The organism is Streptomyces sp. NPDC043854 (genome assembly GCF_056436005.1).
In genome coordinates this window covers 202,038-226,119 of sequence record NZ_JBWKDK010000005.1, presented here as the reverse complement: position 1 = coordinate 226,119, position 24,082 = coordinate 202,038, and the positions used below count along the sequence as shown (strand labels likewise).

The window sequence follows — 24,082 nt, the reverse complement described above, 5'->3', positions numbered from 1 at the left end:
GGCCTACGGGCGGTGTGCGGGGGGAGTGGCCCGAGGGGAGTGGCCGATGGCCGCAGCAGAGCCGGCACGCCGTCGGCGTTCCCCGGACGACGGCGGCGACCCGGAAGCACAGGCCAGCAGGTCCGGCCGCAAGGCTCCGGCTCGCAAGGCGCCCGCGCGCCGTGGCGTCACCGGCGCGGCCGCGGCCATGCGCTTGGCGGCCGAACAGCTCTCACAGCTGCTGGGACGCCCTCCCGAGTCGGTGTCGTCCCTCCGGCCCACCGAGGACGGCTGGGAGGCCCATGTCGAGGTGCTGGAGCTCGAACGCATCCCCGACACCACCAGCATCCTTGCCAGCTACAAGGTCACGATGGACGAGGAAGGCGAGTTGATCTCCTACGAGCGGACCCGGCGGTACAGCCGGGGCATGATCGACCGGCCGGCCTGACGGGTCGGCCACCCTGAAGGGAAGCGGCCATGACTGTGGTGCCGCAAGGCGGAAGCAGCCTCAGCAGAAGCGCAGGCAGAGACACGAGCAGCCTCTACGACGTCCTGGAACTGATCCTTGACCGCGGTCTCGTCATCGACGTGTTCGTCCGCGTCTCCCTGGTCGGGATCGAACTGCTAAAGATCGACGCCCGTATCGTGGTGGCCAGCGTCGACACCTACCTGCGCTTCGCCGAAGCATGCAACCGGCTCGACCTGGAAGCCGGCCGCAAAGCCCCAGCGCAGCTGACCGACGTCGTCGGCAACGCGGTCGAGAGCGGGGCCCGCGGCAAGAGCAAGGGCGCACTCAGCGGGGCCGTGGAGGCCGTGACCCAGTCCCTGACCGGCGGGTCCGACCAGGAAGAAGAGCCGGAGGAAGAAGCTGTAGAGGAAGAAACCCCTCGTCGTCGCCGGCCCGCCCGCCGCCCCGTACGGCACGAGAGGCAGTGAGCGATGGCTCTCTACGTGTACTCGATCACCGCTGCCACCCACCCCTGCCGTCTGGACGGGCTGACCGGCGTCGGAACAAACCCCGCGCCGCTTCGCACCATCACCGCCGGACCGCTGCGCGCAGTCGTCAGCGACATCGACGAGGAGATCCGGCCCAAACGCCGGGACCTGGAAGCGCACCAGGGGGTCCAAGAGCGCCTTATGGACGACGGAACGATCCTCCCCTTGCAGTTCGGATACATCGCACCCGACGACCTGGCGGTCACCGAGGCCCTCCAGCAGCGGGCGGACGCCTACCGGGACGCTCTGGAGAGGCTCCAAGGCTGCGCCGAGTACCACATCAGGGCGTCTCAGGACGAAGAGGCGCTCCTGCGAGAGATCCTCAGCGACTCTCCCCCGGCGCGGCAGCTCAACGACCAGATCCGAGCCGGCGACCCCGACCCCCGGCTGCCCCTGCAGCTCGGGGAACTGGTCGCCGCCGAGGTACGGGAGAGACAGGAGGTACTGGCCGCCGGTCTGGTGCAAGCCCTCATCCCCTTCGCCCGCGACCACAGCGTCCGGGCTCCGGCCAACGGCGACATCCTCAACCTCTCCCTTCTGATCCCCGACGACCAGAAGGACACCTTCCTCGGGGCCGAGGCCAGCCTCGCCCGGCAGGTCGACGGCATCGACTTCCGCTTCACGGGGCCGCTGCCCCCCTACAGCTTTGTGTAGTGCTCGGGCCCGCCGACAGCCGGCGGCCCGGCCCGGGAAACGTCAGGAGGAGCCATGGGGCTGCTGACCAGCCTGGTGACTGCGCCACTGGCGCCCGTGCGGGCCGTGGTGTGGGTAGCGCAGCGGGTCGTGGACAAGGCCAACGAGGAGTACTACGACCCCGCCCCCGTCTGGGCCGCACTGGCCGACCTCGAAGGCCGGCTTCAGCGCGGCGAGATCGATCAAGCCACCTTCGACCGCACCGAGGACGTACTCCTCGACCGCCTCGACGAGATCATGCAATACCGGCAGGGCCTGCAGTGACCAGGGAGGTCGGGGACCGTGACTGACCCACTTGCCAACCGGCTGGGCCCTCTGCCGTCCCGGGCGACGCCGATGTCCTATCCGCCGACTTCCTCGGCCAGCCTGGCCGACATCCTTGAGCGTGTCCTGGACAAGGGCATCGTCATCGCCGGCGACATCCGCATCAACCTTCTCGACATCGAGTTGCTGACCATCAAACTGCGGATACTCATCGCCTCGGTGGACAAGGCCAAGGAGATGGGCATCGACTGGTGGGAGTACGACCCTGCGCTCTCCTCCCGTCACAGCGGGCACCCGCTCGCGGAAGAGAACCGCCGCCTGCGCGCCGAGCTGGAGGCACTGCGTCGCGATCGCCTGGATGCATTTCCATCCGAAGTCGCCGACCAGGACCTGGCACGGGAAGAGGAACGTCGGCCCCGCGCCACCCCGAGGAAGAGGCCCGCCCCATGATCCCGGAGCCGACCCTCACCTACGTCTACGCCGTAGCCGCACCTACCCCGGAGCTCGGCGGGGTCGTGGCCGGCCTCCACGGTGTCGCCGATGCCCCGGTCGCCCTGCTGGCGCCCTCCGCCAAGGGTCTCGACACTCAGCGCCCCGTATTCGTCACCAGCCAGGTCCCGGACACCGAGTGGCGCGAGGAAGCGCTCAAAACACACTTCGAAGACCTCGCCTGGCTGGAGAGCACGGCCAGGGCCCACCACCACGTCATCCAGGCCCTCGCGGACCACACCACCGTCCTGCCCTTGCGGATGGCCACCCTCTACCAGGACACCGACCGGGCACTGGCAGCCCTGCGCGACCAACAGCACGACTTCGCCGGCAGACTGTCCGCCCTCACCGGCCATGCCGAGTACGGCGTCAAGGTGTACATCCGCCCGGACAGTCCCCCAGCCCCTGACACCGCACCCGCCGCGCCGGCGCCGGCCAGCCCCGGCAAGGCATACCTCCGAGCCCGCAAGGCCCAGCACCACGCCCACGAGGACCATTACCGGCAAGCCACGGAAGCAGCCGAACGAATCGCGGCCACAGCAGCCCAGCACGCCACCCACGTCGTACGGCACCCCACACAAACGGGACCCCTGACCCGCAGCGAGACCGGCGAAAACGTCCTCAACGACGCCTACCTCGTCCGCGACGACCAAGCCGATGCCTTCCGCACCGCCATCCAGCACTCAGGCGAGAACCTGCCAGGCATCCACATCGAAGTGACCGGCCCCTGGGCGCCCTACTCCTTCGCCATGCCGCCACCCCAGCCCGCCGAGCCCAGTACGACGGCGGACCACATCCCTGGCGCACGAACATGACTCTCACCGGACGAGACGAACCCCTGCCGGGCCGACAGGTCGCCCTCGTGGACCTCCTCGACCGACTCCTGGCCGGTGGCGTCGTCATCACCGGCGACATCGTCTTGTCCATCGCAGACATCGACCTCGTACGCATTTCCCTCCGCGCCCTCATCACCTCCGTCACCACCCCCGGCAGCAGCACCTCCACCCGCGGCGGCGAGCAGCCATGAACGCCGCCCTCCCTGCACAACCGCAGCCTCCGGACCTCAACGCCATCAGCGACACCATGGCCAATGCCTTCCGACTCCTTCAAGCGCCCCCCGCCGCCCCCGGCGAACCGCGGCCCCCGGCCCGCCGGATCCACACCGATCCCGACACCGTCGGCGAAGACCTCCTCAAGCTCGTCCTCACCCTCGTCGAGCTCCTGCGCCAGCTCATCGAACGTCAGGCCCTGCGCCGCGTCGACGCAGGCGACCTCACCGACGAGCAGGAAGAAGAACTCGGAGCCACGCTCCTGGCCCTCCACGACCGCATGACCGACCTGTGCGCCGAGCACGGATACGCCCTGGAGGACCTCAACCTCGACCTCGGCCCACTGGGCCCTCTCCTTCCGCCCTGAGCTGCGCTGCGCTGCCCGCCGGCATGGTGGACCGGCCTGCGTCCGACTGGCGGACAGCACCAGCTCGGCGCCGAGCATCCAGCCGGTCACCGCGTAATCATCACAACGGGGCCTCTTCAAATCTCGCTCGCCGCCCGGTCGGCGGCGTGTCCGAGGTACGTCAAAAGAGAAAGGCACACCGATGACCAGTCAAGGCGACGGCAACGAGACCCCATCCACTCCGGAAGAGCCGCAGGAAGTGGAGCACCCCCACGGCGAGGCCAAGGCCAAAGAGAAGACTGCCGAGATCAAGGAACTCAAGGAACACGCCATTGCCAGGGCCAAACAGACAACGGCCCAGGTCCGCGAGAAGGCAGGCCAGGCGACTCAGCTGGCCAAGAACAAGACACCCGAGCCACTCCTGCACACTGCAAGCCAGACGGCTGCGCACGTCCACAACACGGCAGTGCAGGCCAGACACCTCGCAGCGGACAAGACCCCCGAGGCCGTCCGGGAACGGGCTGCTCAGGCTGCCCGCAGGGCACGGTCCAAGTGGACTCCACTGCTTTCCGTGGGCGCAGCCCTCCTCGTCTATTTCCTCCTGCGCCACTGCCGACGGAACCGGTAAGGAAGGGAGGCTCTCCCCGCGCAGGGCACGAGACAGGCGCGAAGACAGGCGAAACGGCCTCGCCCGCACAGGATGCGAAGCCGTTTCTTATAGTTGGCCCCGGTCACCGCGTTGCGCGCCTGAATAGGCGGAAGGCGGCGAGGAGGACGAGGGAACCCACGATGGCGGCGATCCATGTAGAGAGCTCAAAGAAGCCGTCGACGGATTCGACGCCGAAGATCACCTTGCCGAGCCATCCGCCGAGCAGTGCGCCCGCGATGCCGATGAGCATGGTGATGATGATGCCGCCCGGATCCTTTCCGGGCATCAGCATTTTGGCGATGATGCCCGCGAGCAGCCCGATAAGGAGCCAAGCAATTATGCCCATGGTGCCTTCTTGCCTCGTCATGTAAAGCCGGTGTTATGCGGCTCAGGTCAACCGAAGGCGTCCTTGCCCTGTCCTTGACCTGCCGGGCCTTGCCCCGGGCTTCCAGAGCGCCGCCCTTCGCAGCCGGGGTCTCCTTGCCCATCATGGAAGATTACTCCGGCGGGCCGTGCATACGGCCCGCCGGAGGGCAGCTCGTACCCCAGCCAATCACACGTATGTCCCTGGGGCCGCATTCCAAACGATTGCGACGGCAAATCTTTTTGGGGGTCGTGGATGCGGGCCTCGCTGCGGTAAAGGCGGCGCCGCCGCCGCGACCGGGCGGCCCGCATCGCGTTTGAGTCCCAAGGCCACCGCGATCCGCGCGGAGGCACCGTCGGCAGCGACGATCAGCGGCGCCCGGTAGCGAACCGGTTGCTGGTCCGGCCCGCGAGAAGCAGCCACCCCGGTGACATGTCCCGTCCGGTCGGTCAGCGGGGCTGCCACCTTCACCCGGGTCCGCGGGCGAGCTCCGGCGGCGCCGGCATGAGCGGCGAGCAGTTCGTCGAAGTCGTGCCGCCTGAGTCATCGCGTTCGGTGGTCGCACCAGCACTATGCCGCGTCCCGCACTTCCCAGGCCAAAATGCCGGGAAGGACGGCACGCAGCACACGCCGAACCGCCCGTCGCACGCCCCATGCCATCAGTCGCAAACCCCACGCTGTCAGTCGCTTGCAGATCCGGCAGGTGACAGCCCCAGGCCCGTAGCGAGCGAGCGCCCGACGCCTGCTCCCCTTGTGTCCGTGCCGCCTCGAAGTGAGCTTCACGAATATCTCCTGCCCGCTCCAAGACGATGGACACTGCAAGCATCTGTCTGAACGTGAGCCGGGCATCGAAGACCTCAACCCCGGCCCCCTGCTTCCCGCCGCCCCCATGCTGAGGAGCACGTATGTGCCGGCCCGTTCGTTTCTCCGTTTCCCGGGTAGAGGCCTGTGTGGAGAAGGGATGGACATGAGTGCCAGCGAGAAGATCAAGGCCAAGGCCGAACAGGTTGCCGGGAAGACCGTGAGGATAGCGGCGCACGCTCTGGGCAACAGGACAACTGAGGCCAAGGGTGCAGCGCTGGAGGCCCGCGGCAAGGCCCGGCAGGTCAAGGAAAAGGGAAAGGACAGTTTCACGCCCTGAATCGAGGCGTCCCGCGCATTCTTTGCACTAAGGCGCGAATGCATCCGCTCTGAGGAGCAGGCTCCGCAAAGGGCACGGGAAGACCGCGTGATCCACGCGGGTCCGCCGCTGGGGGTGCCTGCTCCCCGCGGCGGCGGTCGAAGTGTGCACGGGCGGCCGGACAGTACAGGAGGGAGTCATGGCAGAGCATGCCGACCCGATGCCCAAAGCCACGCTGTACGGTGCGACGTACTACGAGGGGCCCGCTGTCACGGTGCCGCCCGACAACGGGGACGAGGGCGCGGCGGCAGTGGCATACTCACTCGCCAACCTGGGCCTTTTCAGACTGGGCTCCCTACGCGCCCCGAGTGAGCCGGCTGACCTCGACAACCCGTTCCACCAAATTCTGCGCTGGGTCACCAACATCACCGTGTGGGAGACCAAGCCGGAAACCTGGCCACCCCACGGCGAGGACCGGGGTAAGACCTGGGAGGGCTACAGTGCCGACACCGCAGACCTGGGAATCTGGGCGGGGAAGGCCGCGTACGTTCGCGTCTGGAAGCAGACAGCGGGCAACACATCGGACACGGCGCCCTTCACCCCGAACACCGGGGCGCTTCCGATCACGATCGTGGAGTGAGGTTCCCCCGCTGCGCGGGAGTGGCTGTAGCTGAGAGCTCCGGCACCGGGTGACCGGAGAGGTCACACGGTGCGGGCGACCGTCACCAGGACCTCCACGGGCCGCCTCGCGGTATTTGCATCGAGACAGGCGATGACTGCGGTCCGCACGTCGTCGCGTACCTGCCGCGCGACGTCGACTACGCGGCGGTCGGCGTGCAGGATGCAACGGACTTCCACGTGCCAGCCGCCTTCCGGCGTGTGGTCGCAACGGATGCCGACTGCCTCGGGCTGCGAGGTCGTCACCTCGACTGTCAAGGTCTGCTTCACACGGGAGGCTGCGTGAGCCAGCCGGTCGGCGAGCGCCGGCTGGAGTGCGGCTACACCAGGAACGCCGAGGGCTGCCCGGGCTGCGGCCCGACGGATGTCCTGGCGGTGGGCTGCGCTCATCGTTCGCTCTCCTCGGACCGCTGGCTACCGGGCACCTGGGCCAGCTCCAGCGCGGCGTTGATCTCGACGTCGACGGCGGTGACGGCGAGACCGAGCATGTGGTCAGCTGCGCGGAGGACGGCCTGGCGTACTTCCTCGGCCCGCTCCGGCAACGGCTGGTCGAGCGTCGCTGCGATCGTGAGAGCCACCACATGGGAACGGCTCTCATCGGCGGGAGTCAGACGGCAGCTAGCAGCGCGGATGCCGGGGACGCTGTCGGCGGCCTGGCGCAGCACTTTCGCCGCCGCGCTCTCGGCGATGCGCAGGTCGTGACCGGCATCATCCAGCAGCAGCATCGCGCCGAGCCGTACCTCGGCCCGGACCGCGTTGATGACTCGGCTGACGAGACTGTGGCTGTCGGGCTGTTCCTCGGCGCGCAGAGCACGGGTAGCCCGGTCCAAGGCCACCAGCCCCTCAACAGCTTCACGGCAGTAGGGGCAGTGGGCGGTATGCGGGTCTGCCGCGCCGACCGGGTCGCGGGCCTGTTCCCAGGCTCGGCCGAGGGGGCGTCCGCAAGGCAGCAGCTCCGCGCCGGCAAGTACCTCGGCGTCGGAGTGCGGGAGTGATTGGGCCTTCGTGCCACCCACGGTCTCAGGACCATCGCCGGAGGGGTGCGGGTTGTCTAGCACCATGGTCGCATCGCCTCCATCAGAGCCCGCCGTGCCCGAAAAAGTCTGCCGCGCACCGTTTGTTCGCTGCTGCCTACCACGTGTGCGATCTCGTTGTAGTGCAGGCCGTGCAGCTCCCGCAGGACCCAGCACACGCGCAGCTCAGGCCGCAGTTCCAAAAGCGCTCGCGCCAGGGCGGCTGTTACAGCATCCGACTCAGCCACTCGGGGCGGTGAGCTCTCCGCATCCGCGGCAGCGGGTTCGGGGACGCTGTCCAAGGGCAGCGGGCGGGGTCGGCGGCGCAGGGTGTTGAGGCAGCGGTTCGCGACGATGCGGTACATCCAGGTGCTGAATGAGGCGCCGTGGCGGAATTCCGGGAGCCGCCGCCAGGCGCTGAGGAAGGCGTCCTGAACGGCATCCTCGGCATCTGCTCGGTTCCCGAGCAGATGCTGGGCGAGGGCGAGCAGGCGACTGCTGTGTCGGCGGACCAGAACGGCAAAAGCATCTTCATCCCCTTCCGAAGCCCGCACAGCCAGCACGGTGTCATCCAGGTCACTGGGCGTATCGCTGCTGGTTTCGGCGTAGGCACGCGGCTGCTGGTCCCGCTGGAGGAGGTCTGCGCCGGGCGGGGGCGGAGGTCTGGTCCGGTTGCGCATTCCGCCGCTCGCCTTTCTGCCGAAGCCGGTCGTTCGTCGCGGCTGCGTACGCACTCTTCGATGGTATGTCGCGAGCCGGGTGACGAATGCCCCGTGGGTGTGTCTAAAGCTTTGGGCACCACACCGGCGCCCAGGACAAGCACCCCTGGGAGGTCTCCATGTCGGACACCATCTACCCCGCCGAGGGGGAAACCTCCAAGAGCCGCACACGGGCGGACTCGCGCGCTGAGGGACGGACCGGCGCCGGGGTGGCCCCCGAGACACGAGGTCGGACCACCATTTCCGACAGCGTGGTCGAGAAGATCGCAGGGATGGCCACCCGCGAGGTTCCGGGCATCCACAGCCTCGGCTCCGGCATGGCCCGCACGCTCGGGGCGGTAACGGACAAGGTCCCCGGCGGCCGTCCCAGCGTGACACGAGGCGTGAAGGTCGAGGTGGGCGAACGGCAAGCGGCCATCGATCTCGACGTGGTCGTCGAGTACGGCGTTGCCATCACGGACCTCGCCGCCGACGTCCGAACCAGCGTCATCACGGCCGTGGAACGCATGACCGGACTGGAGGTCGTCGAAGTGAACATCACCGTCGACGACGTCCACCTTCCCGACGAGGAGGACGAGGGCGGCGAGGGCCGCGTGCAGTAACCCCGCAGCCCACTGCCTCGCCAGGAGCAACGACGACGTGAAAACAGGTGAGTGAGATGAGCGCAGCAACCGCAGGGCTGCTTGTCGGCATAGCCCTGGGTTTCGCCGCATTCTTCGGCGGCTTCTGGGCGTTCCTGCTCGTGGCGGTCATGGGCCTGCTGGGCCTGGCGGCCGGCCGCATGCTGCAGGGCGACCTGAAGATGTCCGACTTCACGGGTCACCGGGAGAGGCGGTGACCTCGCAACTTGCCGCGGCAGCAGCACCCCCGCCCCCACCCGTCATACCTGCGGCCGAACGCGGCGCCACAGTGATACCCGAAAAGGTGGTGGCACGTATCGCCGTCCGTGCCGCACAAGAGGCCCTTGCCGAGCACGCCCCTACCCCGCCGCCTCACGTGAAGCCGACTGCTCCGCACGCCTCGGCCACAGTCCGCAGCGGGACGGCGCGGCTGGGACTGACTGTGGACCTGCCCTACCCCACAAACCTCGCCACTGCCTCCCATCAGGTGCAGAACTACGTCAGCAAGCGAGTAGCCCAATTGACCGGAATGCGCATCACCGAGGTCACCCTCGCCATTGAGCATCTGGTCCCCTCCAGCGGGCTGGAACACCGACGTGTGCAGTGAGCCCGACGGCAGTCCCACCGGGAAGGAGAGTCGGCATGAATCGGAACCAGCAGCTGACGAAGCATCTTCCAACCCGCCCGAACCCCGGCGGCTCGCACGCCACGCGTCGCCCGTGGTCTGCACGCCGGATCCCCGCTGCGCTGACAGCCCTGGTCATCGCGGCTTCGACCGGGATCCTCCTGTACGACATCGCCAGGGTCCGCGCCGGCCAGTCGGCCGCCGCCTGGCGGACGCGCCTCGCCGACGAACTGGCGACACGCCCGCTGGATGATCTCTGGATACGGATCGGCGCCTTCGTCATCGCCATCCTCGGCCTCTGGCTGATCATCTTGGCGGTCACGCCGGGTCTGCGTCACCAGTTGCCCCTCACAACCCCCGACGAACATGTGCGTGCCGTGTTGGATCGCCAGGCAGCGATTCTCCTCCTGCGGGACGCCGCCATGCACGTCCCTGGCGTCAGCGGCGCCAGGATCCGGTTGGGCCGGCATCGCGTCGGTGCGCGTGCGGACGTGCGTTTCCGTGACCCGGCCGCGGTCAAAGCCGATCTCTTGGCCGCTCTGCGGGAAGAACTCGACCGGCTCACGCTCGCCCACCCGCCTTCGCTCGCCGTACGGGTTCGCGCACGCCGAAAGTGACTCGTCTTGCCTACCGGAGAGCGAGAGACAGGTAACGGCTCCCATGAAATCCGCAATCAACCGAGTCCTGCTGGCCGTGACAGGCATGGTCCTGCTCGGCACAGGCATCCTGACTCTGGCAGGCGGCTTCGACCTGTACCGGCGCTGGCACCTGACGCCACCCGACGGCTGGCCCCTGACCACTCCCGGACACGTCCTCCTCGACGACGTCGACCGCACTCGCTGGACGGACGAAGGATGGTGGTGGCCCGCGGTCATCGCCGCCCTGGCCATCATCGCCCTGCTCGCCCTGTGGTGGCTGCTGGCGCAACTCCGCCGCACTCACCCAGGCCGCATACCTGTCGAGGGACCGCCCGACCTGCACGGCGTGGAACTGCGCGAAGGGGCACTCAGCGAGGTACTGGCCGCCGACGCCCGGCAACAACCCGGCGTCCACCGAGCCCGGGCACGGATCGACGGCTCCCCCACTCATCCAAGAGCCCACCTCAACCTCACCATTACCCCCGACAGCGAGCCCCGTCCCGTCCTCCAGGCGCTGTGCGACGGTCCGCTGGAACGCGCCCGCCAGTCAACCGGCCGGACCCGACTCCCTGCGAATGCGCAGCTTCGGGTGACCCCGCACAAAGCCCACCGCGCCCAGTAAGGCCCCTTGCCGGGACAGCCTCCCCGCCGCTCCCCACCCTTCTCGACAGGCAACGGGGCTGGCCGAGGAGAAGAGCTGCGGCTGCCCGGCGCTTCGGACGCTGCTGGTCCCGGGGCGGCGGGTCGCAATCAGGAGCATCTTCGGCGTGCCCGGACGCGTCCGGGCACAGCGGAAGCGTCCCGCCGACGGCCCGGTGGTCATGGTCCCGGCGGCGAGACCCGGCCGCGTAGGTCATGCGTCCGCACACCGGCACAGCACTCGCCGCAGTAGACGGTGGTTGTCGGTCGGCCACAGCCTTCAGCAGCAACCGGCCAAGTGCTCCGATTCGCTCGGTGGCCTGCCGGTGCCTGTACGCCTGGGCCCGGCAGGCCGGACCTCAGTACAGGCGCCGCCGTGTCGCGGTCTTCAGGAGCACGGCGCCGCCCGCGGAAGCAGCACCGGCGGCGGGCCATACCTCCAGGATTGCGCTCAGCGCAGGTTGTCAGCCACGAGAGCGGAGACGCGGTTCTCGTACTCGCGGGGGGCCTTGCGCTGCGCTGGGATGGCCTGGGCGCCCGGGGTGCCGTCGAGAGGCTGGCAGCGATCGAGGAGCTGGCGGCGCACCGCGGGGGTGGCACTGACGCGCAGGGTGTAGCCCCGACCGCGCCGCACGGTGACGTCTTGGTCGAGCACGGCCCGCTCGACTCGAGCAGGAGGTCGGCGGCGGCGGTACGGATGGCGCCGCGGCTGACGTCGTGGTCGCGCGCGAGGGCGGCGATGGAGCGGCCTTCCAGGTATGCGGTGCGCACGGCGTCGGTCTTGTCGGCCGGGACGGCCGGGCGGCGGCCGCCCTTGCTGCCCTGCGCCTCGGTGGCCCGCAGCCCGTCGTAGGTCAGCTCGCGCTGGAGTTCGCGGTGGAGTTCACCGGCGGCGGCGAGGGTCTGCACCATGAACTTCACGGTAGACAGTAGCTCGCCGGTGCGGGGGTGGCGGGCGGTGAGGTCCATCGCGGAGAACGCACCATCGTGTGAGCAGTTCGCGGAACTTCGGGCGCTGGAGGGGGTGGAGGCGGCTGGAGGTGCCGGGGTCCTCCTCGAAGACGACCGGGTCCTCGATGCCGGCCTCGGCCAGGACGAGGTTCTGCCGGGCGGTCGACTGCTGGTCGGGTCGAGACCCGCTTGTAGACCAGGTTCGCCACCGAGGGCCCCTTCCGTACGGAGGATCGGACCCAATCTGTCGTCAAACCCTGTCAGCGATCACCATCGGATCTGATTGGATTCGAGCCGCAGCGAACCCCCGGATTGCACGGCTACCGGGCCCGGGCAGTGACGTCCTCCGTCATGAAGTCATGCTTCCACGGAGGCAGTCGCCGCAGCGTTTTCTTCTGCTCGTAACTTCGCGCCGGTCTGCGGGCCGCGGTCCCAGAGCTGAGGGTGGATAGGTGGCTGCAACGCAGGGGTGCAACACGTGCCCAGGCCCGGCCGTGCCGCAGCCGGGCGATCTGCGCCGGCGACGAGCTGGGACACCCGGTCGGGCGGCCTGGCCACCTCGGGCCATACCGGCTCACTCGTGAGCACTACACGCATGGAATCATTGCCGGCACCGCGCGAGGACATGCGGAAACACGGAGATCGCACCGGGGGTGCTCGTTGGGAACGAATATCGATGAACACGGTCGGCCTTGGACGGCTTCGGGCGGCGGACCGATCATCGTGGTCCCGGCAGAAACCGCTGAGCACTGGCGGGGGACGCTGCCTCCCTTTGGCCTTGAGGTGCCAGAAGGCTGGACTTGGGGCGCCGCGGGCGGCCCGGAATGCGACTACGACCGGGCGTGCGATCCGCCGGTTTCCGAGGTGACGCCGCTCGGAGGCTTCGGATGGGTCGATGTGCAGGGGCAGCCCGCCCTGATCCTCGACTGCGAGGGCCTCACGTGGTTCGAAGCGGACAGCGAGGGCGGATTCCTCGTCCGCCCGTCGTTCGACGAAGCCGACGAGGATCCCGAGAACGTCCCCGCGCGTGATTGGCGCTTTGTCGGAGTGGACGTCATCTCACTGGCTGATGGCCGCCTGTACATGTTCGATTCGGCCTTCGACGGCGCCGCGGATCCAGAACAGATTCGAGCGGATGAGGGGGTGGGTGTCATCAAACTCGGGGCCGGGCGTTGGCGGGTCGAGGTCGCCACCAACGCGGATCAGGTGGATTTCGTACGTTTCCGTCCAGCCCAAGACGAGTAACCCCACGTGGTGGTAAGAAGTCATCTCATTTGGCCGGTTGGGTAGGCTGTTGGTCGTGGTGGGGATTGTTGAGCGGCTGGTGCCGGATGAGTTGTGGGTACTGTTCCAGCGGGTGGTCCCGGAGGCGCCGTCGCGCCCGCAGGGCGGCGGCCGGCGTCGGCACGGCGACCGCGAGGTGCTGGCTGCGATCGTGTTCGTTGCCACCTCGGGCTGTACATGGCAGCAGCTGCCCGCGGCCTCGTTCGGACCGTCGGGGGCGACAGCCCACCGGCGCTTCTCGGAGTGGACGAAGGCGCGGGTGTGGGCGAAGCTGCACCGCCTGGTCCTCGACGAGCTCGGCGCGCGTGGCGAGCTGGACTGGTCCCGCTGTGCGATCGACTCGGTGAACATGCGGGCCCTGAAAAAGGGGACCCGACAGGTCCGAATCCTATCGACAGGGGCAAGCAAGGCTCGAAGATCCACTTGATCACCGAGCGGACCGGTCTGCCCCTTTCCATGGGAATCTCGGGCGCGAACCTGCACGACAGCCAGGCCAGGCCCTCGAGCCCCTCGTCCGCGGCATACCGCCCATCCGATCCCGCCGCGGACCCCGTCGCCGCCAACCCGGCAACTCCAAGGCGACAAGGGCTACGACTACGCCACCTGCGGAAATGGCTGCGCAAACGCGGGATCCGTCATCGCATCACCCGCAAGGGGATCGAGCCGTCGAACCGGCTCGGTCGGCACCGATGGGTCGTGGAGCGGACGGTGTCCTGGCTCTCGGGCTGCCGTCGCTTACACCGGTGCTATGAACGCAAGGCCGAACACTTCCTGGCGTTTGCAGGTATCGCTGCAGCCCTCATCTGATACCGCCGCATGAAGATGAACGCCAAACCAGCTCAACGGCTACTGCAAAATAGCTCAAGTGAGCGAATCGACTGAGCAGGTGCAGACCGCAGATCATCTCTGGCAGGAACACCGCCACGAGCCCTTCCCCGACAGCCTCCGACGTGCGACGTTCGGGGGTACACACGTGTGGCTGCTCGAATTGGACATCGCCGACTGCGTTCTTCGTTGGCTCGACAACGGCGGCACTCTCGACTCGAAGAACAGCATCCTCCTGCAGAGCTGCATCGAGGACCTGGACCGAGTCATCCCTGAGGTCAGTGACCCTGGAGCAGCCCAGTACTGCCAGCGGTTGCACCAGCTGGCCGTACTCGTGTCAAGAAGCCTGCCCAGCACCAAATGAGACGACCTCTAAAGCGTTCCGCCGCCGCCTGAGCCATGTGACCCAGCGCCCGCATGGCTCGACCACAAGAAGCCGAACCGTCCAACGAGCACCTCAACGACCTCACCCCAGCCCGAGTCGAGGAACTCTACTGCTGTCAGATACAGCACAGTCGGCAGAGTGCACCGACCCGCGAAATCGGGCTCTCGCTCGGCGGGGCCCCGGAGATCGAGCGGGCACTCACGGACGGCTGCCGGCCTCCCCCACCTGCGCCTCGCCCCGAGAAGGCCCGGCACGAGCAGTCCGGTACCCGGCCGGCCCACCGCCCGCTGGCACCACCCCGAACCCGCCCATAGGCCCACCCGCACCTACCCCAAGTGCACCCTCCACCACACCCGCGGAACCACCAGCCAGGCATGGGCCTACCACCCCGCACACCAGCGCCTGCGGCCACGTTGAGGTTCCCCCGACATGCGGAAGGTTGCCGTTCACGGCCTGATGGGCCGTGAGAAGGGAGCCTTTTGTGATGGCTGAACCGATGAAGTGCCCGTCCGAGTTGCGTCGCCGTGCGGTCCAGATGTACCGCGGAACTGACCCGAAGCCGGTGGTCCGCCGAATGGCCCGAGAGCTCGGGGTCCACCCGGAAGCTTTGCGGAACCGGATCCGCCAGGACGAGACCGACCTCGGTGAACGCGATGAACGGCTGACCACGGCGGAGAAGCAGGAGCCGGCCGCGCTACGGAAGGAGAACGCCGAACTGCGGCGTTCGTGCGAGATCCTCACGCCCCGGCTCAGGCCGACAGCACCTGAGCCGGGGCGACGCTCACTGGGGCGGCTCGCACCGCCGGGGAAGCGTCACGGTCCCGGGCCGGTGCTCGAAGGTGTCCATGACCAGCCACTCGTCCAGCTCGGGGTCGTAGAGGTTCTGGACACCGAACTGCAGCACCTGCCAGAAGGTGCCCCGGTTGTCCTCGTCGACGTAGATGTCGCCCAGCGCGAGCGGCAGACGGGGGTAGTTCCCGGGAGGCAGCTTCGGGAGGACCACGCCCACCCTCCAGTGGTTCACGTGCCGCAGCGGGGTGCGCCGCAGGGTCTCCCGGCCGACGAACCGGGCGTTCTCGAACCCCCGGTTCAGCGCCTCCAGGTCGAAGCCCGGGATGCGTGAGCAGGGATGCTCGTTCAGACCAGGCCATTTGTACGTCAGCGTGTAGAGCGTGTCGCGGTAGATCAGGTTGGTGAACCAAATCGGGTACTGCGGGCCCCCCGCGATCATCTGACTGTCGCCATCCCTCCCCTCCCAGGTGAACGGCACCGTGATATCCAGGTCACGGACGATCCACTTGCCCCTGCCGCGAAAGTCGCGGGGCAGGCGGGGCGGAGGCGGCATCGGGGAGGCTTCCTGCCTCGCGGCCACGGTCCCGAACGACGGCGCGGTCCCGGTCCGGTGCGCGGCGGCGACCGGAGGCGGAGCCGCCAGGACGAGGGCGGCCACTCCGGCAAGAGCGGCCGACGCGACCGTCCGACGTGTGCCTTTCGAACCCATGGTCTCCCTCGGCTGTCGTGTCAGGCGCCGTCATGACGCGAGGACAATCGCGGTGATACTGGGACACCGTCCCCGGAATTGAAGATTCCAAAACCGACGGCTGCTGAGCTCGAAGCTGTGGCGCAGTTCGGACAGGACATCATCCAGGTAGTGGCGGCAAGCCCCCCATGCGAACCCTGCTGACGACTCCTCCCTCGTCGCAGTCACCGCCCGCTCCAACCGCAGCAAGGCCGACCAGGACCCCCTCCACCTGGCACTCTCCCCGGAACCTACGCCCTGTACCGCTACGACACCGAGTGGACCGCCACCAAACTCCGGTGGCGCAGGAGGTATGCGGCGGCCTCATCGACGAGACCGCCTCCTCCATCACCGCCGAAGACCTCCACCCCACCCCGCTTGCCACCGCCTACGAGATCACCGACGTCATGCCGTTCGACGTCGAAAGGCTCAAGGCAGTTCTGCGCGCGGGGGAAGGCAGCGTGCTGACCGTAAAGCAGGACGGCTCGGCCATCGACCCGGAGGAACTGCACCACAGCGTCACGCCCCACGGACCGAACGCGGCCACGGTATTCCTCACCCGCACCGCAGGAACCCCCACGATGCTGCTCGGCCATCGGGTCGGCTGACACGCGCATGCCCCGTACATGTACGGGCCTCTCGGCGGCCTCCCCGCCGGGCCGTAGTTGATCCACCAGACACAGCGTGGCGAACCCTGGGGATCGCGACGCTCCGGAGAGGTCCTGTAGCCAGTCGTCGAGCGCAGCAAGGTCGGTGTCAGTGCGGGTGTCACAGGAGGTCACGGGAGCTTTCGGGGCCCATGCCGAGTACTGATACTCACGTCCCGGCCGCCGGTCACTGCGCCGTGCGCCGACGGCCAGATGGCCGACAGTGCGGCCATCTACCGGGTGCCTTCGTCCTGCCCGAGCACACCCCGGTCGGGCCCGTCAGCGTCGTCGAGGACTTCAACCACTGGAACCCCGCCGCCCACTCCCCTCCCGCCTCGCGGCGACGGCACCCGCACCGCCACCGTCACCCTCCCCGCGCACACCACCCCACTCCTCCCGCTCCATCGCCGCCGGCGACTACTGGTTCGACGACACCGACGCCGTGGCTGTGTTGCCGAGTTTCAGGAACGTCTGTTGCTCAGGGGCAGGACACCCGGTTCCACGGGAGAGTGATGTCGCCGAGTTTCGAGAACACCTCGGTGCTTGCATCGGGACCATGGTTGTGCTCTGCACGACGAGGGGGCCCGGGTGCTGCCGAAGTCCAAGGTCGATCTGTACGCGGCGATCCGTCGTGACGCCAAGAGCGGCATGTCGCTGCGGGCGGTCATGCGGAAGTACGGCGTCGGCTACGAGACCGTGCAGAAGGCCCTGATCTCGGCGCTGCCGGAACCGCGGAAGAAGATGGAGCCGCGGGAGACACGGCTGGACCCTACAAGCCGGTGATCGACGGCATCCTCACGGCCGATCTGACCGCGCCGCGGAAGCAGCGGCACACCGTCAAGCGGATCGGATGCCAGTAGACGGTGCCGCCCTGGAACTGCTGCCGCTTGCCAACGCCGTCGGGGTTATCCAGCTCGATGCCGCGCAGCCTGATTGCGCCGTAGTCGGCGAGCAGGGCGCGCGCAGTGTGCAGATGGGCACGGGTCCAGTCGAGCACGGCTACAGGGTCGCCGTCGACGTCCACGGATACGGGCTGCCATGTGCCGGTCGTCGCCTCGCGCCGAGCCGGGTCGTGGGCGCGGATCGAGGTGGTGGCGTGTTGGCTCATGACTTCTCCTACGGGTGGGGTGCGCCGATAGAGTCAGGGGGCGTTTCCTTCCGGACGCGCCTTCGAACCGGAGGCGGTCCCCGCTGGGCCCGCACGGCTACGTGCGCCGTGAGTCCCTTGTACCCGTGCCGTCTTTGAGGCCTGTGAGGTCCGCCATGCCCGCGCCCACGCCCACGCCCTGCGAACTCGCCGACCTGCCCTACGCCGGCTACCTGGAGCCGTTGCGCCGCGAGCTGGAGCGGGAGGGCGACTACGACTCCGTCCACGCCGACGGAAACGCGTTCGCGGACGCCGACGCCGGCAGTGCCCGGTTCACCGAGTCCGCGTTCTCCTCGGTGACGTTCACCGGGGGCAGCATGCGGCGAGCCCGGTTCAACGACGTGTGGATGCACACCGTCCGCTGGGTCGGCACCGATCTGGCCGAGTCGAGCTGGCTGGACGCGGAGATCATCGCGTGTGCCCTGGCGGGTGTGGAGGTCTTCAACGCGGAGCTGCGCCGGGTGTCCTTCTTCAACTGCAAGTTCGACTCGGTGAACCTGCGCATCACCACGCTGCAGGACGTGGCGTTCGTGGACTGCCTGCTGCGGGACGTCGACTTCAGGGGCGCGACGCTGACTGGCGTGTCCTTCCCCGGCTCGACGCTGGACGGGGTGCGGTTCGGCAAGGCGCAGTTGAAGAAGGTCGACCTGCGCGGTGCTGCGGCCCTGGGGATCGCAGACGGGATCGACGCGCTGAAGGGCGCCACGATCAGCAGTACGCAGCTCCTGGACCTCGCCCCCGCGTTCGCACAAGCGCTCGACGTCACGGTCAAGGACCGCTGACCAGTTGGCGCCCGCCCTCACGCGTACTCCATCAGGGCACCGACAGCGGCGAGGACGCGGTCGGTGCCGGGAAGGTAGTGCTCCTCCAGCAGGGGTGCTGGGTAGGGGGCGTCCAGGCCGGTGACGCGCCGGATCGGTGCTTCGAGGTGGTAGAAGCACGTTTCGGTGAGCCGAGCGGCGAAGCTGGCACCGTAGCCTCCGAAGGCGGTTGCCTCATGGATGACGAGGGCGCGCCCGGTCCTGCGGATGGCTGCCTCCAGGGTGTGTTCGTCGAGCGGGACGAGTGTGCGCACGTCGACGACTTCCAGGTCCCAACCGCCGGCCGTGGCGTGCTCGGCGGCGCCGAGGGCGACCGCGACGGAGAGGCCCTAGGCGATGAGGGTGAGCCCTGGCAGCGGGCTGTCGACGCCATCTGTCGGGAGCCCCCGGCTTATCAGGGTTGCTTTCTGCACCGGGACTTCCATCCCGGCAACGTCCTGTTCACAGGAACCGAAAATGATCTCCAGATCAGTGGTGTTGTCAACTGGGTGGAAACCTCCTGGGGGCCGGCCGACTTGGACGTGGCTCACTGCTCGACGGCCCTCGCACTGCTGTACGGGATACCCGCAGGGATGCGCTTCGCCGATCGCTACGTCGCTGCGGGAGGCCCTCTGCCGACGATGGCGCCCGCCCATCTCTACTGGCGGCTGCTGGACGCGCTGGGTTTCGCTCCGGACGCGGAGAAGGTCGCAGTACCCTGGCGTGAACTGGGCCGCGTCGATCTGACAGCCAGTCTTCTGACGCAAAGGCTGGAGGGATACATCGCATCCCTTTTCAGCCGCTACGCCTGAACCGTTGTCAGCGGGGCCTACGCCTTTCCCGCGAGCAGATCGGACTGCCGTTGCGATCCGTCAGTCGGGGCCTGCGGTTCCAACGGGCGGTCAACGCGCCGTCCAACGCCTGCCGGTGGCCGGCTGACCGGGCGACTCCGTCCGGCTACTACGACCAGGCACACATGAACCGTGATTTCCGTGCCCTGGCAGGACTCACCTGCGCACAGCTATGCGCTCTTGCCGACCGTGCCCCGTCCGGAGGCGTCGATCCTGTCGACGGACGGCTCGTCGACTTCGGGCTGCTGCCGACGCGGTCCATGAGGGCCGACCCGATGGTCGGCTGTGGTGGCCCATGGAGCCCGGCTTGGTACACGGCCGCGAAGGCGGCCGCCGCGGTCACCCCGACCGCCGGGCTGCGCAGTTCGTCCACGCCCTCGTTCAGGCCGCGGCCAGGCGGCGGGCGGCTTCGGTCAGGTCCGCGAGGTCGGCGGCCGCGGCGAAGCCGAGGCGGAGGTGGGAAGCAGGCGGGTCCATGGGGAAGTAGCGGTGACCCGCGTCTACGGAGACGCCGCGCAGGCGGGCCGCGTCGGCGACGGCGGTGTCGGTGAGGTGGGCGGGCAGGCGGAGCCACAGGTGGAGGCCCCCGAGCGGGTGCCGGGTGAGGGTCCAGTCGGGCAGTTCGCGGTCCAGGGCGGTGGCGAGTGCGGTGGCGCGGGCCCGGAGCGCGGTGGCGAGGGTGCGCAGGTGGCGGTCCCAGCCGGGGGTGGAGAGCAGTTCGACGGCCGCTTCCTGGAGCGGGCGGGCGGTGAAGAAGTCGTCCACCCGCCGCATGCCGCGGAGCCGCTGCATCACCGGGCCGCGGGCGACAACAGCGCCGATGCGGAAACTGGGTGAGGCCGGCTTGGTCAGCGAGGTCAGGTGGACGACCGTGCCGTCCCGGTCGTCCGCGACCAGTGGGCGGGGCACCGGGCTGCCGCCGTGGCCGAGGTGGCGGGCGAAGTCGTCCTCGATGAGGAACGCCCCGGCGGCCCGGGCCACGTCCACGACCTGGCCGCGTCGGTCGGGGGCGAGCACCGTGCCGGTCGGGTTGTGGAAGGTCGGCTGGCAGTAGAGCAGCCGGGCGCCGGTCATGGCGAAGGCGTCGGCCAGCAGGTCCGGGCGGATCCCGTCCCCGTCCATCGGGACGGCGACGGGGCGCAGGCCGGCCGCCCGGGCGGCGGCGAGGGCGCCCGGGTACGTGGGCGACTCGACCAGCACCGGGCTGCCGGCGGCGGCCAGTGCGCGGAACAGCATCGACAGGGCGCCTTGGCCGCCGCCGGTGACCAGGACGTCCTCGGGGTTCACGCCGCTACCCGCCTGCTGTGCGAAGACGGCCCGCAGTGGGGCGAGGCCGGCGACGGGTGCGCGGCGCCAGGCGTCTGGGCGGCGTGCGGCGCGGGCCAGTGCGGCGCTGAGTTCGCGGGCGGGTTGGAGGCTCTCGTGCAGGTAGCCGCCGGAGAGTGCGATCGTGCCGGGCGGCTGTTCCTCCGAGGGGGCGTCTGCGGTGCCGCCGGGGTCGAAGGCGCGGCCGGCCAGTGCCACCGTCTGCCAGGAGGTGTCCGCCTGGCCCTCCTCCTGCTCGGTGCGGCGGCGGGCGGCGACGTAGGTGCCGCTGCCGGGGCGCGTGACGACCGTGCCCTCGGCTGCGAGCAGGGCAATCGCGCGGGAGACCGTGACCGGGCCGACGCCGTGACGGGCGATCAGTTCGCGGCTGCTGGGCAGCCGGTCGCCCGGTTCGAGGGCGGTGATCTCGGCGCGCAGGATGGCCGTCAGCATCTCAGTACTGCTACTGTCAGACATGGGAATACAGAATAGCGCTTTCAGCTCGGCGGCAGAACCGCTCCTGGACCTCGCCGCCCTGCGGGCCGACACCCCCGGCTGCGAATCGGTGATCCACTTCAACAACGCAGGCTGCGGGCTCGTCGCCCGCCCGGTACTCCGGGCGATGCTCGACCACCTCCACCTGGAGGCCGAGATCGGCGGCTACGAGGCCTCCGCCGCCCGAGCAGCCGAGATCGCCGACTTCCACACCGCGATCGGCGAACTGGTCGGCGCCCGCGCGCGGAACATCGCCTTCGCCGGCAGCGCCACCCACGCCTACACCAAGGCGCTCTCGGCGATCGACTTCCGGCCCGGCGACGTCGTGCTGACGACACGGAACGACTTCATCTCCAACCAGATCGCCTTCCTCGCCCTGCACCGGCGCCACGGTGTACGGATCGTGCACGCCCCCGACCACCCGGACGGCAGCGGCGTCGACGTGCAGGCGATGGCCCGCCTGATGCGCACCCACCGTCCCCGCCTGGTCGCCGCCACGCACATACCGACCAACTCCGGCCTCGTCCAGCCGGTCGCCGAGATCGGCCGGCACTGCCGCGAACTCGACCTGCTCTACCTCGTCGACGCCTGTCAGTCCGTCGGCCAGTACCCGATCGACGTCGAGGAGATCGGCTGCGACCTGCTCACCGCCACCTGTCGCAAGTTCCTGCGCGGGCCGCGCGGCTCCGGCTTCCTGTACGTCTCCGACCGGCTGCTGGACGCCGGGTACGAGCCGCTCTTCATCGACATGTACGGCGCCCGCTGGACCGCCCCCGGCGACTACCGCCCGGTCGACACCGCCGCCCGCTTCGAGGAGTGGGAGTTCCCGTACGCCACCGTGCTCGGCTGCGCCGCCGCCGTCCGCTACGCCCTGCGGGTCGGCATGGATGCGGTCGCCCGGCGCACCCCGGCGCTCGCCGCCCGGCTGCGCGGGCAGCTCGCCGAGTTGGCGGGCGTACGGACACTGGACGGGGGTCCGGCGCCCGCCGCCCTGGTCACCTTCGCGGTGGAGGGGTGGCAGCCGCAGCCCTTCAAGGCGGCCATGGACGCACACGGCATCAACTCAGCGCTGAGCTTCCGGGAGTTCGCGCAGTTCGACTTCGGGGACAAGGACGTGGACTGGTGCCTGCGGCTGTCGCCGCACTACTACAACACCGAGGACGAGGTCGACGCGGTGGTCGCGGCGGTCGCCGAGCTGGTGCGGGGCCCCCGGTGAGCCCAGGAAACCCGGCCACTGCCGGGCCCGCGACCGCCGACCCGGCCCCGCCGGAGAGGGACCGGCCACGGGCGAGCCTCTGGCGCAACGGCGACTTCGTGAAGTTCTGGTTCGGCGAGACGGTGTCGCTGCTCGGCACCCAGGTCACCAACCTGGCCCTGCCGCTGACCGCGATCAGCGCCTTCGGCGCCACGGACGAGCAGGTCGGGCTGCTGCGCTTCCTCCAGCTCGTCCCGTATCTGGGGCTGGCCCTGCTGATCGGGGTCTGGACCGATCGGGTGCGGCGCCGGCCGGTGATGCTGGGCGCCAACGTCGTCCGGCTGGGGCTGATCGGGTCGGTGCCGCTGCTGTACTGGGGGGACATCCTCGACCTGGCGATCCTGCTGGTGATCGCCTGCGCCGTGGGCGTAGCGTCGGTGGTGTTCGACGTCAGCTGGATGTCGTACGTGCCGACGGTGGTCCGCACACCCGAGCACTACGTCGAGGCGAGCGCCAAGATGGGCACCAGCTCCTCCGCCGCCGACGTGGCGGGGCCTGGCCTGGCCGGTGTCCTCGTCTCCGCCCTCACCGCACCGGTCGCACTCGTCGTGGACGCCTGCTCGTACGCCGCCTCCGTCCTGTCGCTGCTGCTGATCCGTACGCGCGAACCGCAGCCGAAGCCGGCCGCCGAACGGCATCTGCTGCGCGAACTCCGGGACGGGCTCGGATGGGTCATGGGCAACAGGGTGCTGCGGTGGCTCGCGCTCGTCGGATTCTGCTGCAACTTTTCCATGATCACGACGTGGACGATGTTCCTGCTCTACGGCACGAACGACCTCCGCCTGGACTCGTCCACCCTCGGCGCCGTCCTCGCCACGGCGTCGGTGGGCGGGCTGATCGGCTCGCTGGTCTCCCGCCGGGTCATCGCCCGCTTCCGGCCAGGCCGGGTGTACCTGGTCGCTCAGTCGGCCCTGCTGCTCGGCCCGACCCTCATCGTGCTGGCGGGCGGGCCGAGGCCGCTCATGCTGGCGATGTTCGTACTGTCCTTCTTCACGACGTACCTGGGCCTGGGCGTAGCGGGAGTGATCATCGTGAGCCTCCGCCAGATCCTGACCCCCCAGTCGATGATGGGCCGTATGACGGCGGCGTTCCGGACGCTGCTGTTCGGCGGCGGGGCGCTCGGCGGACTCGCGGCCGGCCTGCTGGCGGGCCGCCTCGGGGCGCACGGTGCGCTGGTCGTGGCGGCGACCGCCTCGGCCGCCGTCGTCCTCGGGCTGCTGGTATCACCGGTCAGCCGCCTGACGGCACTTCCGCAGGCTCCAGCCGAGGCTCCGGCCGAGGCAAATGCCGAGGCAGCCGGGGGCTGACGTTCCACCGCCACCGGCCGGATGCGCGCCCTGCTGGGCGCGCATCCGGCCGGGGAATCGGGCCGGGCCGGGCCACAGCGCGCAGGGAAGTCCGATGAGGGTGCCGGTGCGGGTGATGACGCCGGTGTGCCGGGCGAGGGGTGCGTACAGGAGGCGGCTGGGGGCTGTCCGGCGCCGCCGAGTCCGAGGGGCCGGGCTGCCTGGGTGGCGGTGTAGCCGGGTTCGAGGAAGAGCGGGAGCGGGGTGATGACGACGGCGTACATCAGGAGGTTGAGACCGCGGAGCCCCGCTGGTCCCCCTGGCCGCAGACGGGTGAAGGCCCCGGTTTTGGTCGTCGCGGCGCTCCGGCACTTCGACAACCGGGACGGCGGCGCCGGGTGCGCGCCGGACACCCGCCGCCCGTACCGGCACGCCGTGGCGGCCGACACGC

The 24,082-nt window shown here is 69.3% G+C and carries 32 protein-coding genes and 4 pseudogenes; 26 read left to right on the top strand and 10 right to left on the bottom strand.

Annotation, left to right across the window (positions count from 1 at the left end; translation table 11 throughout):
• Positions 1 to 46 precede the first annotated feature (46 nt).
• From AC068A_RS07460 to AC068A_RS07420, 9 genes are all read left to right on the top strand, one after another.
• Complete coding sequence (locus AC068A_RS07460) at positions 47 to 427, top strand: gas vesicle protein GvpO (protein ID WP_478582009.1); 381 nt, start codon at positions 47 to 49, stop codon at positions 425 to 427.
• Between the two features lie 29 nt (positions 428 to 456).
• Positions 457 to 915 (top strand): gas vesicle structural protein GvpA, encoded by a 459-nt coding sequence (locus AC068A_RS07455; RefSeq protein ID WP_478582006.1) that lies wholly within the window; start codon positions 457 to 459, stop codon positions 913 to 915.
• Positions 916 to 918: 3 nt separating this feature from the next.
• Complete coding sequence (locus AC068A_RS07450) at positions 919 to 1,629, top strand: GvpL/GvpF family gas vesicle protein (protein WP_478582003.1); 711 nt, start codon at positions 919 to 921, stop codon at positions 1,627 to 1,629.
• 54 nt (positions 1,630 to 1,683) lie between these two features.
• Entirely contained in the window at positions 1,684 to 1,932 is a 249-nt protein-coding gene (locus tag AC068A_RS07445) for a gas vesicle protein GvpG (RefSeq protein WP_478582000.1), read from the top strand.
• Between the two features lie 18 nt (positions 1,933 to 1,950).
• Complete coding sequence (locus AC068A_RS07440; protein WP_478581997.1) at positions 1,951 to 2,382, top strand: gas vesicle protein; 432 nt, start codon at positions 1,951 to 1,953, stop codon at positions 2,380 to 2,382.
• Positions 2,379 to 3,236: a GvpL/GvpF family gas vesicle protein gene (locus AC068A_RS07435; protein WP_478581994.1), complete on the top strand. Its 858-nt coding sequence runs from the start codon at positions 2,379 to 2,381 to the stop codon at positions 3,234 to 3,236. Before AC068A_RS07440 ends, AC068A_RS07435 begins: the two co-directional genes overlap by 4 nt.
• Positions 3,233 to 3,448, top strand: coding sequence for a gas vesicle protein (locus AC068A_RS07430; RefSeq protein WP_478581992.1), 216 nt, complete (start codon positions 3,233 to 3,235; stop codon positions 3,446 to 3,448). Before AC068A_RS07435 ends, AC068A_RS07430 begins: the two co-directional genes overlap by 4 nt.
• Positions 3,445 to 3,837, top strand: a complete 393-nt coding sequence (locus AC068A_RS07425) for a gas vesicle protein K (protein WP_478581990.1) — start codon at positions 3,445 to 3,447, stop codon at positions 3,835 to 3,837. Before AC068A_RS07430 ends, AC068A_RS07425 begins: the two co-directional genes overlap by 4 nt.
• A 181-nt stretch (positions 3,838 to 4,018) precedes the next feature.
• Positions 4,019 to 4,444, top strand: coding sequence for a hypothetical protein (locus AC068A_RS07420; RefSeq protein WP_478581987.1), 426 nt, complete (start codon positions 4,019 to 4,021; stop codon positions 4,442 to 4,444).
• A 103-nt stretch (positions 4,445 to 4,547) separates the two neighbouring features.
• Here AC068A_RS07420 and AC068A_RS07415 read toward each other — a convergent pair whose 3' ends face one another.
• On the bottom strand, positions 4,548 to 4,811 hold the full coding sequence (locus AC068A_RS07415; RefSeq protein ID WP_478581985.1) for a GlsB/YeaQ/YmgE family stress response membrane protein: 264 nt from the start codon (positions 4,809 to 4,811) through the stop codon (positions 4,548 to 4,550).
• A 207-nt stretch (positions 4,812 to 5,018) separates the two neighbouring features.
• Complete coding sequence (locus AC068A_RS07410) at positions 5,019 to 5,348, bottom strand: hypothetical protein (protein WP_478582132.1); 330 nt, start codon at positions 5,346 to 5,348, stop codon at positions 5,019 to 5,021.
• Between the two features lie 448 nt (positions 5,349 to 5,796).
• Here AC068A_RS07410 and AC068A_RS07405 point away from each other — a divergent pair, with 448 nt between their 5' ends.
• Together AC068A_RS07405 and AC068A_RS07400 are read left to right on the top strand one after the other, a co-directional pair.
• Positions 5,797 to 5,970: a hypothetical protein gene (locus tag AC068A_RS07405; RefSeq protein WP_478581982.1), complete on the top strand. Its 174-nt coding sequence runs from the start codon at positions 5,797 to 5,799 to the stop codon at positions 5,968 to 5,970.
• Positions 5,971 to 6,148: 178 nt separating this feature from the next.
• On the top strand, positions 6,149 to 6,589 hold the full coding sequence (locus AC068A_RS07400) for a hypothetical protein (protein WP_478581980.1): 441 nt from the start codon (positions 6,149 to 6,151) through the stop codon (positions 6,587 to 6,589).
• 62 nt (positions 6,590 to 6,651) lie between these two features.
• Here the strand turns inward: AC068A_RS07400 and AC068A_RS07395 are convergent, their stop codons facing one another.
• The 3 genes from AC068A_RS07395 to AC068A_RS07385 are packed head-to-tail and all read right to left on the bottom strand — an operon-like array spanning position 6,652 to position 8,215.
• A complete protein-coding gene (locus AC068A_RS07395) occupies positions 6,652 to 7,017 on the bottom strand; it encodes an Asp23/Gls24 family envelope stress response protein (protein ID WP_478581977.1) in 366 nt (121 codons plus the stop codon).
• Entirely contained in the window at positions 7,014 to 7,688 is a 675-nt protein-coding gene (locus AC068A_RS07390) for an Asp23/Gls24 family envelope stress response protein (RefSeq protein WP_478581975.1), read from the bottom strand. Before AC068A_RS07390 ends, AC068A_RS07395 begins: the two co-directional genes overlap by 4 nt.
• Positions 7,679 to 8,215 carry an RNA polymerase sigma factor gene (locus AC068A_RS07385; RefSeq protein ID WP_478582129.1) on the bottom strand — a complete coding sequence of 179 codons (537 nt, stop codon included), beginning with the start codon at positions 8,213 to 8,215 and terminating at the stop codon, positions 7,679 to 7,681. The genes AC068A_RS07390 and AC068A_RS07385 overlap by 10 nt, the downstream gene beginning before the upstream one ends.
• Positions 8,216 to 8,478: 263 nt before the next feature.
• Between AC068A_RS07385 and AC068A_RS07380 the strand changes: the two genes are divergently transcribed.
• The 5 genes from AC068A_RS07380 to AC068A_RS07360 all read left to right on the top strand — a co-directional run bounded on the left by AC068A_RS07380 (position 8,479) and on the right by AC068A_RS07360 (position 10,864).
• Positions 8,479 to 8,961 (top strand): Asp23/Gls24 family envelope stress response protein, encoded by a 483-nt coding sequence (locus AC068A_RS07380; protein ID WP_478581972.1) that lies wholly within the window; start codon positions 8,479 to 8,481, stop codon positions 8,959 to 8,961.
• 56 nt (positions 8,962 to 9,017) lie between these two features.
• On the top strand, positions 9,018 to 9,197 hold the full coding sequence (locus AC068A_RS07375; RefSeq protein ID WP_478581970.1) for a hypothetical protein: 180 nt from the start codon (positions 9,018 to 9,020) through the stop codon (positions 9,195 to 9,197).
• Between the two features lie 224 nt (positions 9,198 to 9,421).
• Positions 9,422 to 9,586 carry a hypothetical protein gene (locus tag AC068A_RS07370; protein ID WP_478581967.1) on the top strand — a complete coding sequence of 55 codons (165 nt, stop codon included), beginning with the start codon at positions 9,422 to 9,424 and terminating at the stop codon, positions 9,584 to 9,586.
• 35 nt (positions 9,587 to 9,621) lie between these two features.
• On the top strand, positions 9,622 to 10,221 hold the full coding sequence (locus AC068A_RS07365) for a DUF6286 domain-containing protein (protein ID WP_478581965.1): 600 nt from the start codon (positions 9,622 to 9,624) through the stop codon (positions 10,219 to 10,221).
• A 43-nt stretch (positions 10,222 to 10,264) separates the two neighbouring features.
• Positions 10,265 to 10,864 carry an alkaline shock response membrane anchor protein AmaP gene (locus AC068A_RS07360; RefSeq protein WP_478581962.1) on the top strand — a complete coding sequence of 200 codons (600 nt, stop codon included), beginning with the start codon at positions 10,265 to 10,267 and terminating at the stop codon, positions 10,862 to 10,864.
• Between the two features lie 468 nt (positions 10,865 to 11,332).
• On the opposite strand, the gene AC068A_RS07355 is transcribed toward AC068A_RS07360, so the two are convergent.
• A complete protein-coding gene (locus tag AC068A_RS07355; RefSeq protein ID WP_478581959.1) occupies positions 11,333 to 11,536 on the bottom strand; it encodes a hypothetical protein in 204 nt (67 codons plus the stop codon).
• Positions 11,537 to 12,492: 956 nt separating this feature from the next.
• Between AC068A_RS07355 and AC068A_RS07350 the strand changes: the two genes are divergently transcribed.
• The 4 genes and pseudogenes from AC068A_RS07350 to AC068A_RS07335 all read left to right on the top strand — a co-directional run.
• The gene (locus AC068A_RS07350; RefSeq protein WP_478581956.1) at positions 12,493 to 13,077 is read left to right on the top strand and encodes a hypothetical protein; all 585 of its coding nucleotides are present in this window, start codon (positions 12,493 to 12,495) and stop codon (positions 13,075 to 13,077) included.
• 49 nt (positions 13,078 to 13,126) lie between these two features.
• Positions 13,127 to 13,923: pseudogene (locus AC068A_RS07345) on the top strand (IS5 family transposase).
• Positions 13,924 to 13,981: 58 nt separating this feature from the next.
• On the top strand, positions 13,982 to 14,305 hold the full coding sequence (locus tag AC068A_RS07340; RefSeq protein ID WP_478581954.1) for a hypothetical protein: 324 nt from the start codon (positions 13,982 to 13,984) through the stop codon (positions 14,303 to 14,305).
• 505 nt (positions 14,306 to 14,810) lie between these two features.
• Positions 14,811 to 15,026, top strand: a pseudogene (locus AC068A_RS07335) (transposase); the annotation flags it as partial.
• A gap of 81 nt (positions 15,027 to 15,107) precedes the next feature.
• Here AC068A_RS07335 and AC068A_RS07330 read toward each other — a convergent pair.
• Positions 15,108 to 15,557 carry a hypothetical protein gene (locus AC068A_RS07330; RefSeq protein WP_478582156.1) on the bottom strand — a complete coding sequence of 150 codons (450 nt, stop codon included), beginning with the start codon at positions 15,555 to 15,557 and terminating at the stop codon, positions 15,108 to 15,110.
• Between the two features lie 587 nt (positions 15,558 to 16,144).
• Between AC068A_RS07330 and AC068A_RS07325 the strand changes: the two genes are divergently transcribed.
• Complete coding sequence (locus AC068A_RS07325) at positions 16,145 to 16,453, top strand: THUMP-like domain-containing protein (protein ID WP_478581951.1); 309 nt, start codon at positions 16,145 to 16,147, stop codon at positions 16,451 to 16,453.
• A 627-nt stretch (positions 16,454 to 17,080) separates the two neighbouring features.
• Positions 17,081 to 17,275, top strand: a complete 195-nt coding sequence (locus AC068A_RS07320; protein WP_478581948.1) for a hypothetical protein — start codon at positions 17,081 to 17,083, stop codon at positions 17,273 to 17,275.
• Here the strand turns inward: AC068A_RS07320 and AC068A_RS07315 are convergent.
• Complete coding sequence (locus tag AC068A_RS07315) at positions 17,262 to 17,600, bottom strand: hypothetical protein (RefSeq protein WP_478581946.1); 339 nt, start codon at positions 17,598 to 17,600, stop codon at positions 17,262 to 17,264. The genes AC068A_RS07320 and AC068A_RS07315 overlap by 14 nt on opposite strands.
• A gap of 155 nt (positions 17,601 to 17,755) precedes the next feature.
• Between AC068A_RS07315 and AC068A_RS07310 the strand changes: the two genes are divergently transcribed.
• Positions 17,756 to 18,421 (top strand): pentapeptide repeat-containing protein, encoded by a 666-nt coding sequence (locus AC068A_RS07310; RefSeq protein WP_478581944.1) that lies wholly within the window; start codon positions 17,756 to 17,758, stop codon positions 18,419 to 18,421.
• A gap of 17 nt (positions 18,422 to 18,438) precedes the next feature.
• On the opposite strand, the pseudogene AC068A_RS07305 reads toward AC068A_RS07310, so the two are convergent.
• Positions 18,439 to 18,789: pseudogene (locus AC068A_RS07305) on the bottom strand (transketolase C-terminal domain-containing protein); the annotation flags it as partial.
• A gap of 15 nt (positions 18,790 to 18,804) precedes the next feature.
• Between AC068A_RS07305 and AC068A_RS07300 the strand changes: the two are divergent.
• Positions 18,805 to 19,251 (top strand): annotated as a pseudogene (locus tag AC068A_RS07300) (phosphotransferase family protein); the annotation flags it as partial.
• A gap of 420 nt (positions 19,252 to 19,671) precedes the next feature.
• Here AC068A_RS07300 and AC068A_RS07295 read toward each other — a convergent pair.
• Positions 19,672 to 21,072, bottom strand: a complete 1,401-nt coding sequence (locus AC068A_RS07295) for an aminotransferase-like domain-containing protein (protein ID WP_478581941.1) — start codon at positions 21,070 to 21,072, stop codon at positions 19,672 to 19,674.
• On the opposite strand from AC068A_RS07295, the gene AC068A_RS07290 reads away from it, so the two are divergent.
• Both AC068A_RS07290 and AC068A_RS07285 read left to right on the top strand, forming a co-directional pair.
• Positions 21,071 to 22,306 carry an aminotransferase class V-fold PLP-dependent enzyme gene (locus AC068A_RS07290; RefSeq protein ID WP_478581938.1) on the top strand — a complete coding sequence of 412 codons (1,236 nt, stop codon included), beginning with the start codon at positions 21,071 to 21,073 and terminating at the stop codon, positions 22,304 to 22,306. The two genes, AC068A_RS07295 and AC068A_RS07290, sit on opposite strands and share 2 nt — an antisense overlap.
• Positions 22,303 to 23,652 carry an MFS transporter gene (locus AC068A_RS07285; protein WP_478581936.1) on the top strand — a complete coding sequence of 450 codons (1,350 nt, stop codon included), beginning with the start codon at positions 22,303 to 22,305 and terminating at the stop codon, positions 23,650 to 23,652. Before AC068A_RS07290 ends, AC068A_RS07285 begins: the two co-directional genes overlap by 4 nt.
• The last annotated feature ends 430 nt before the right edge of the window (positions 23,653 to 24,082 follow it).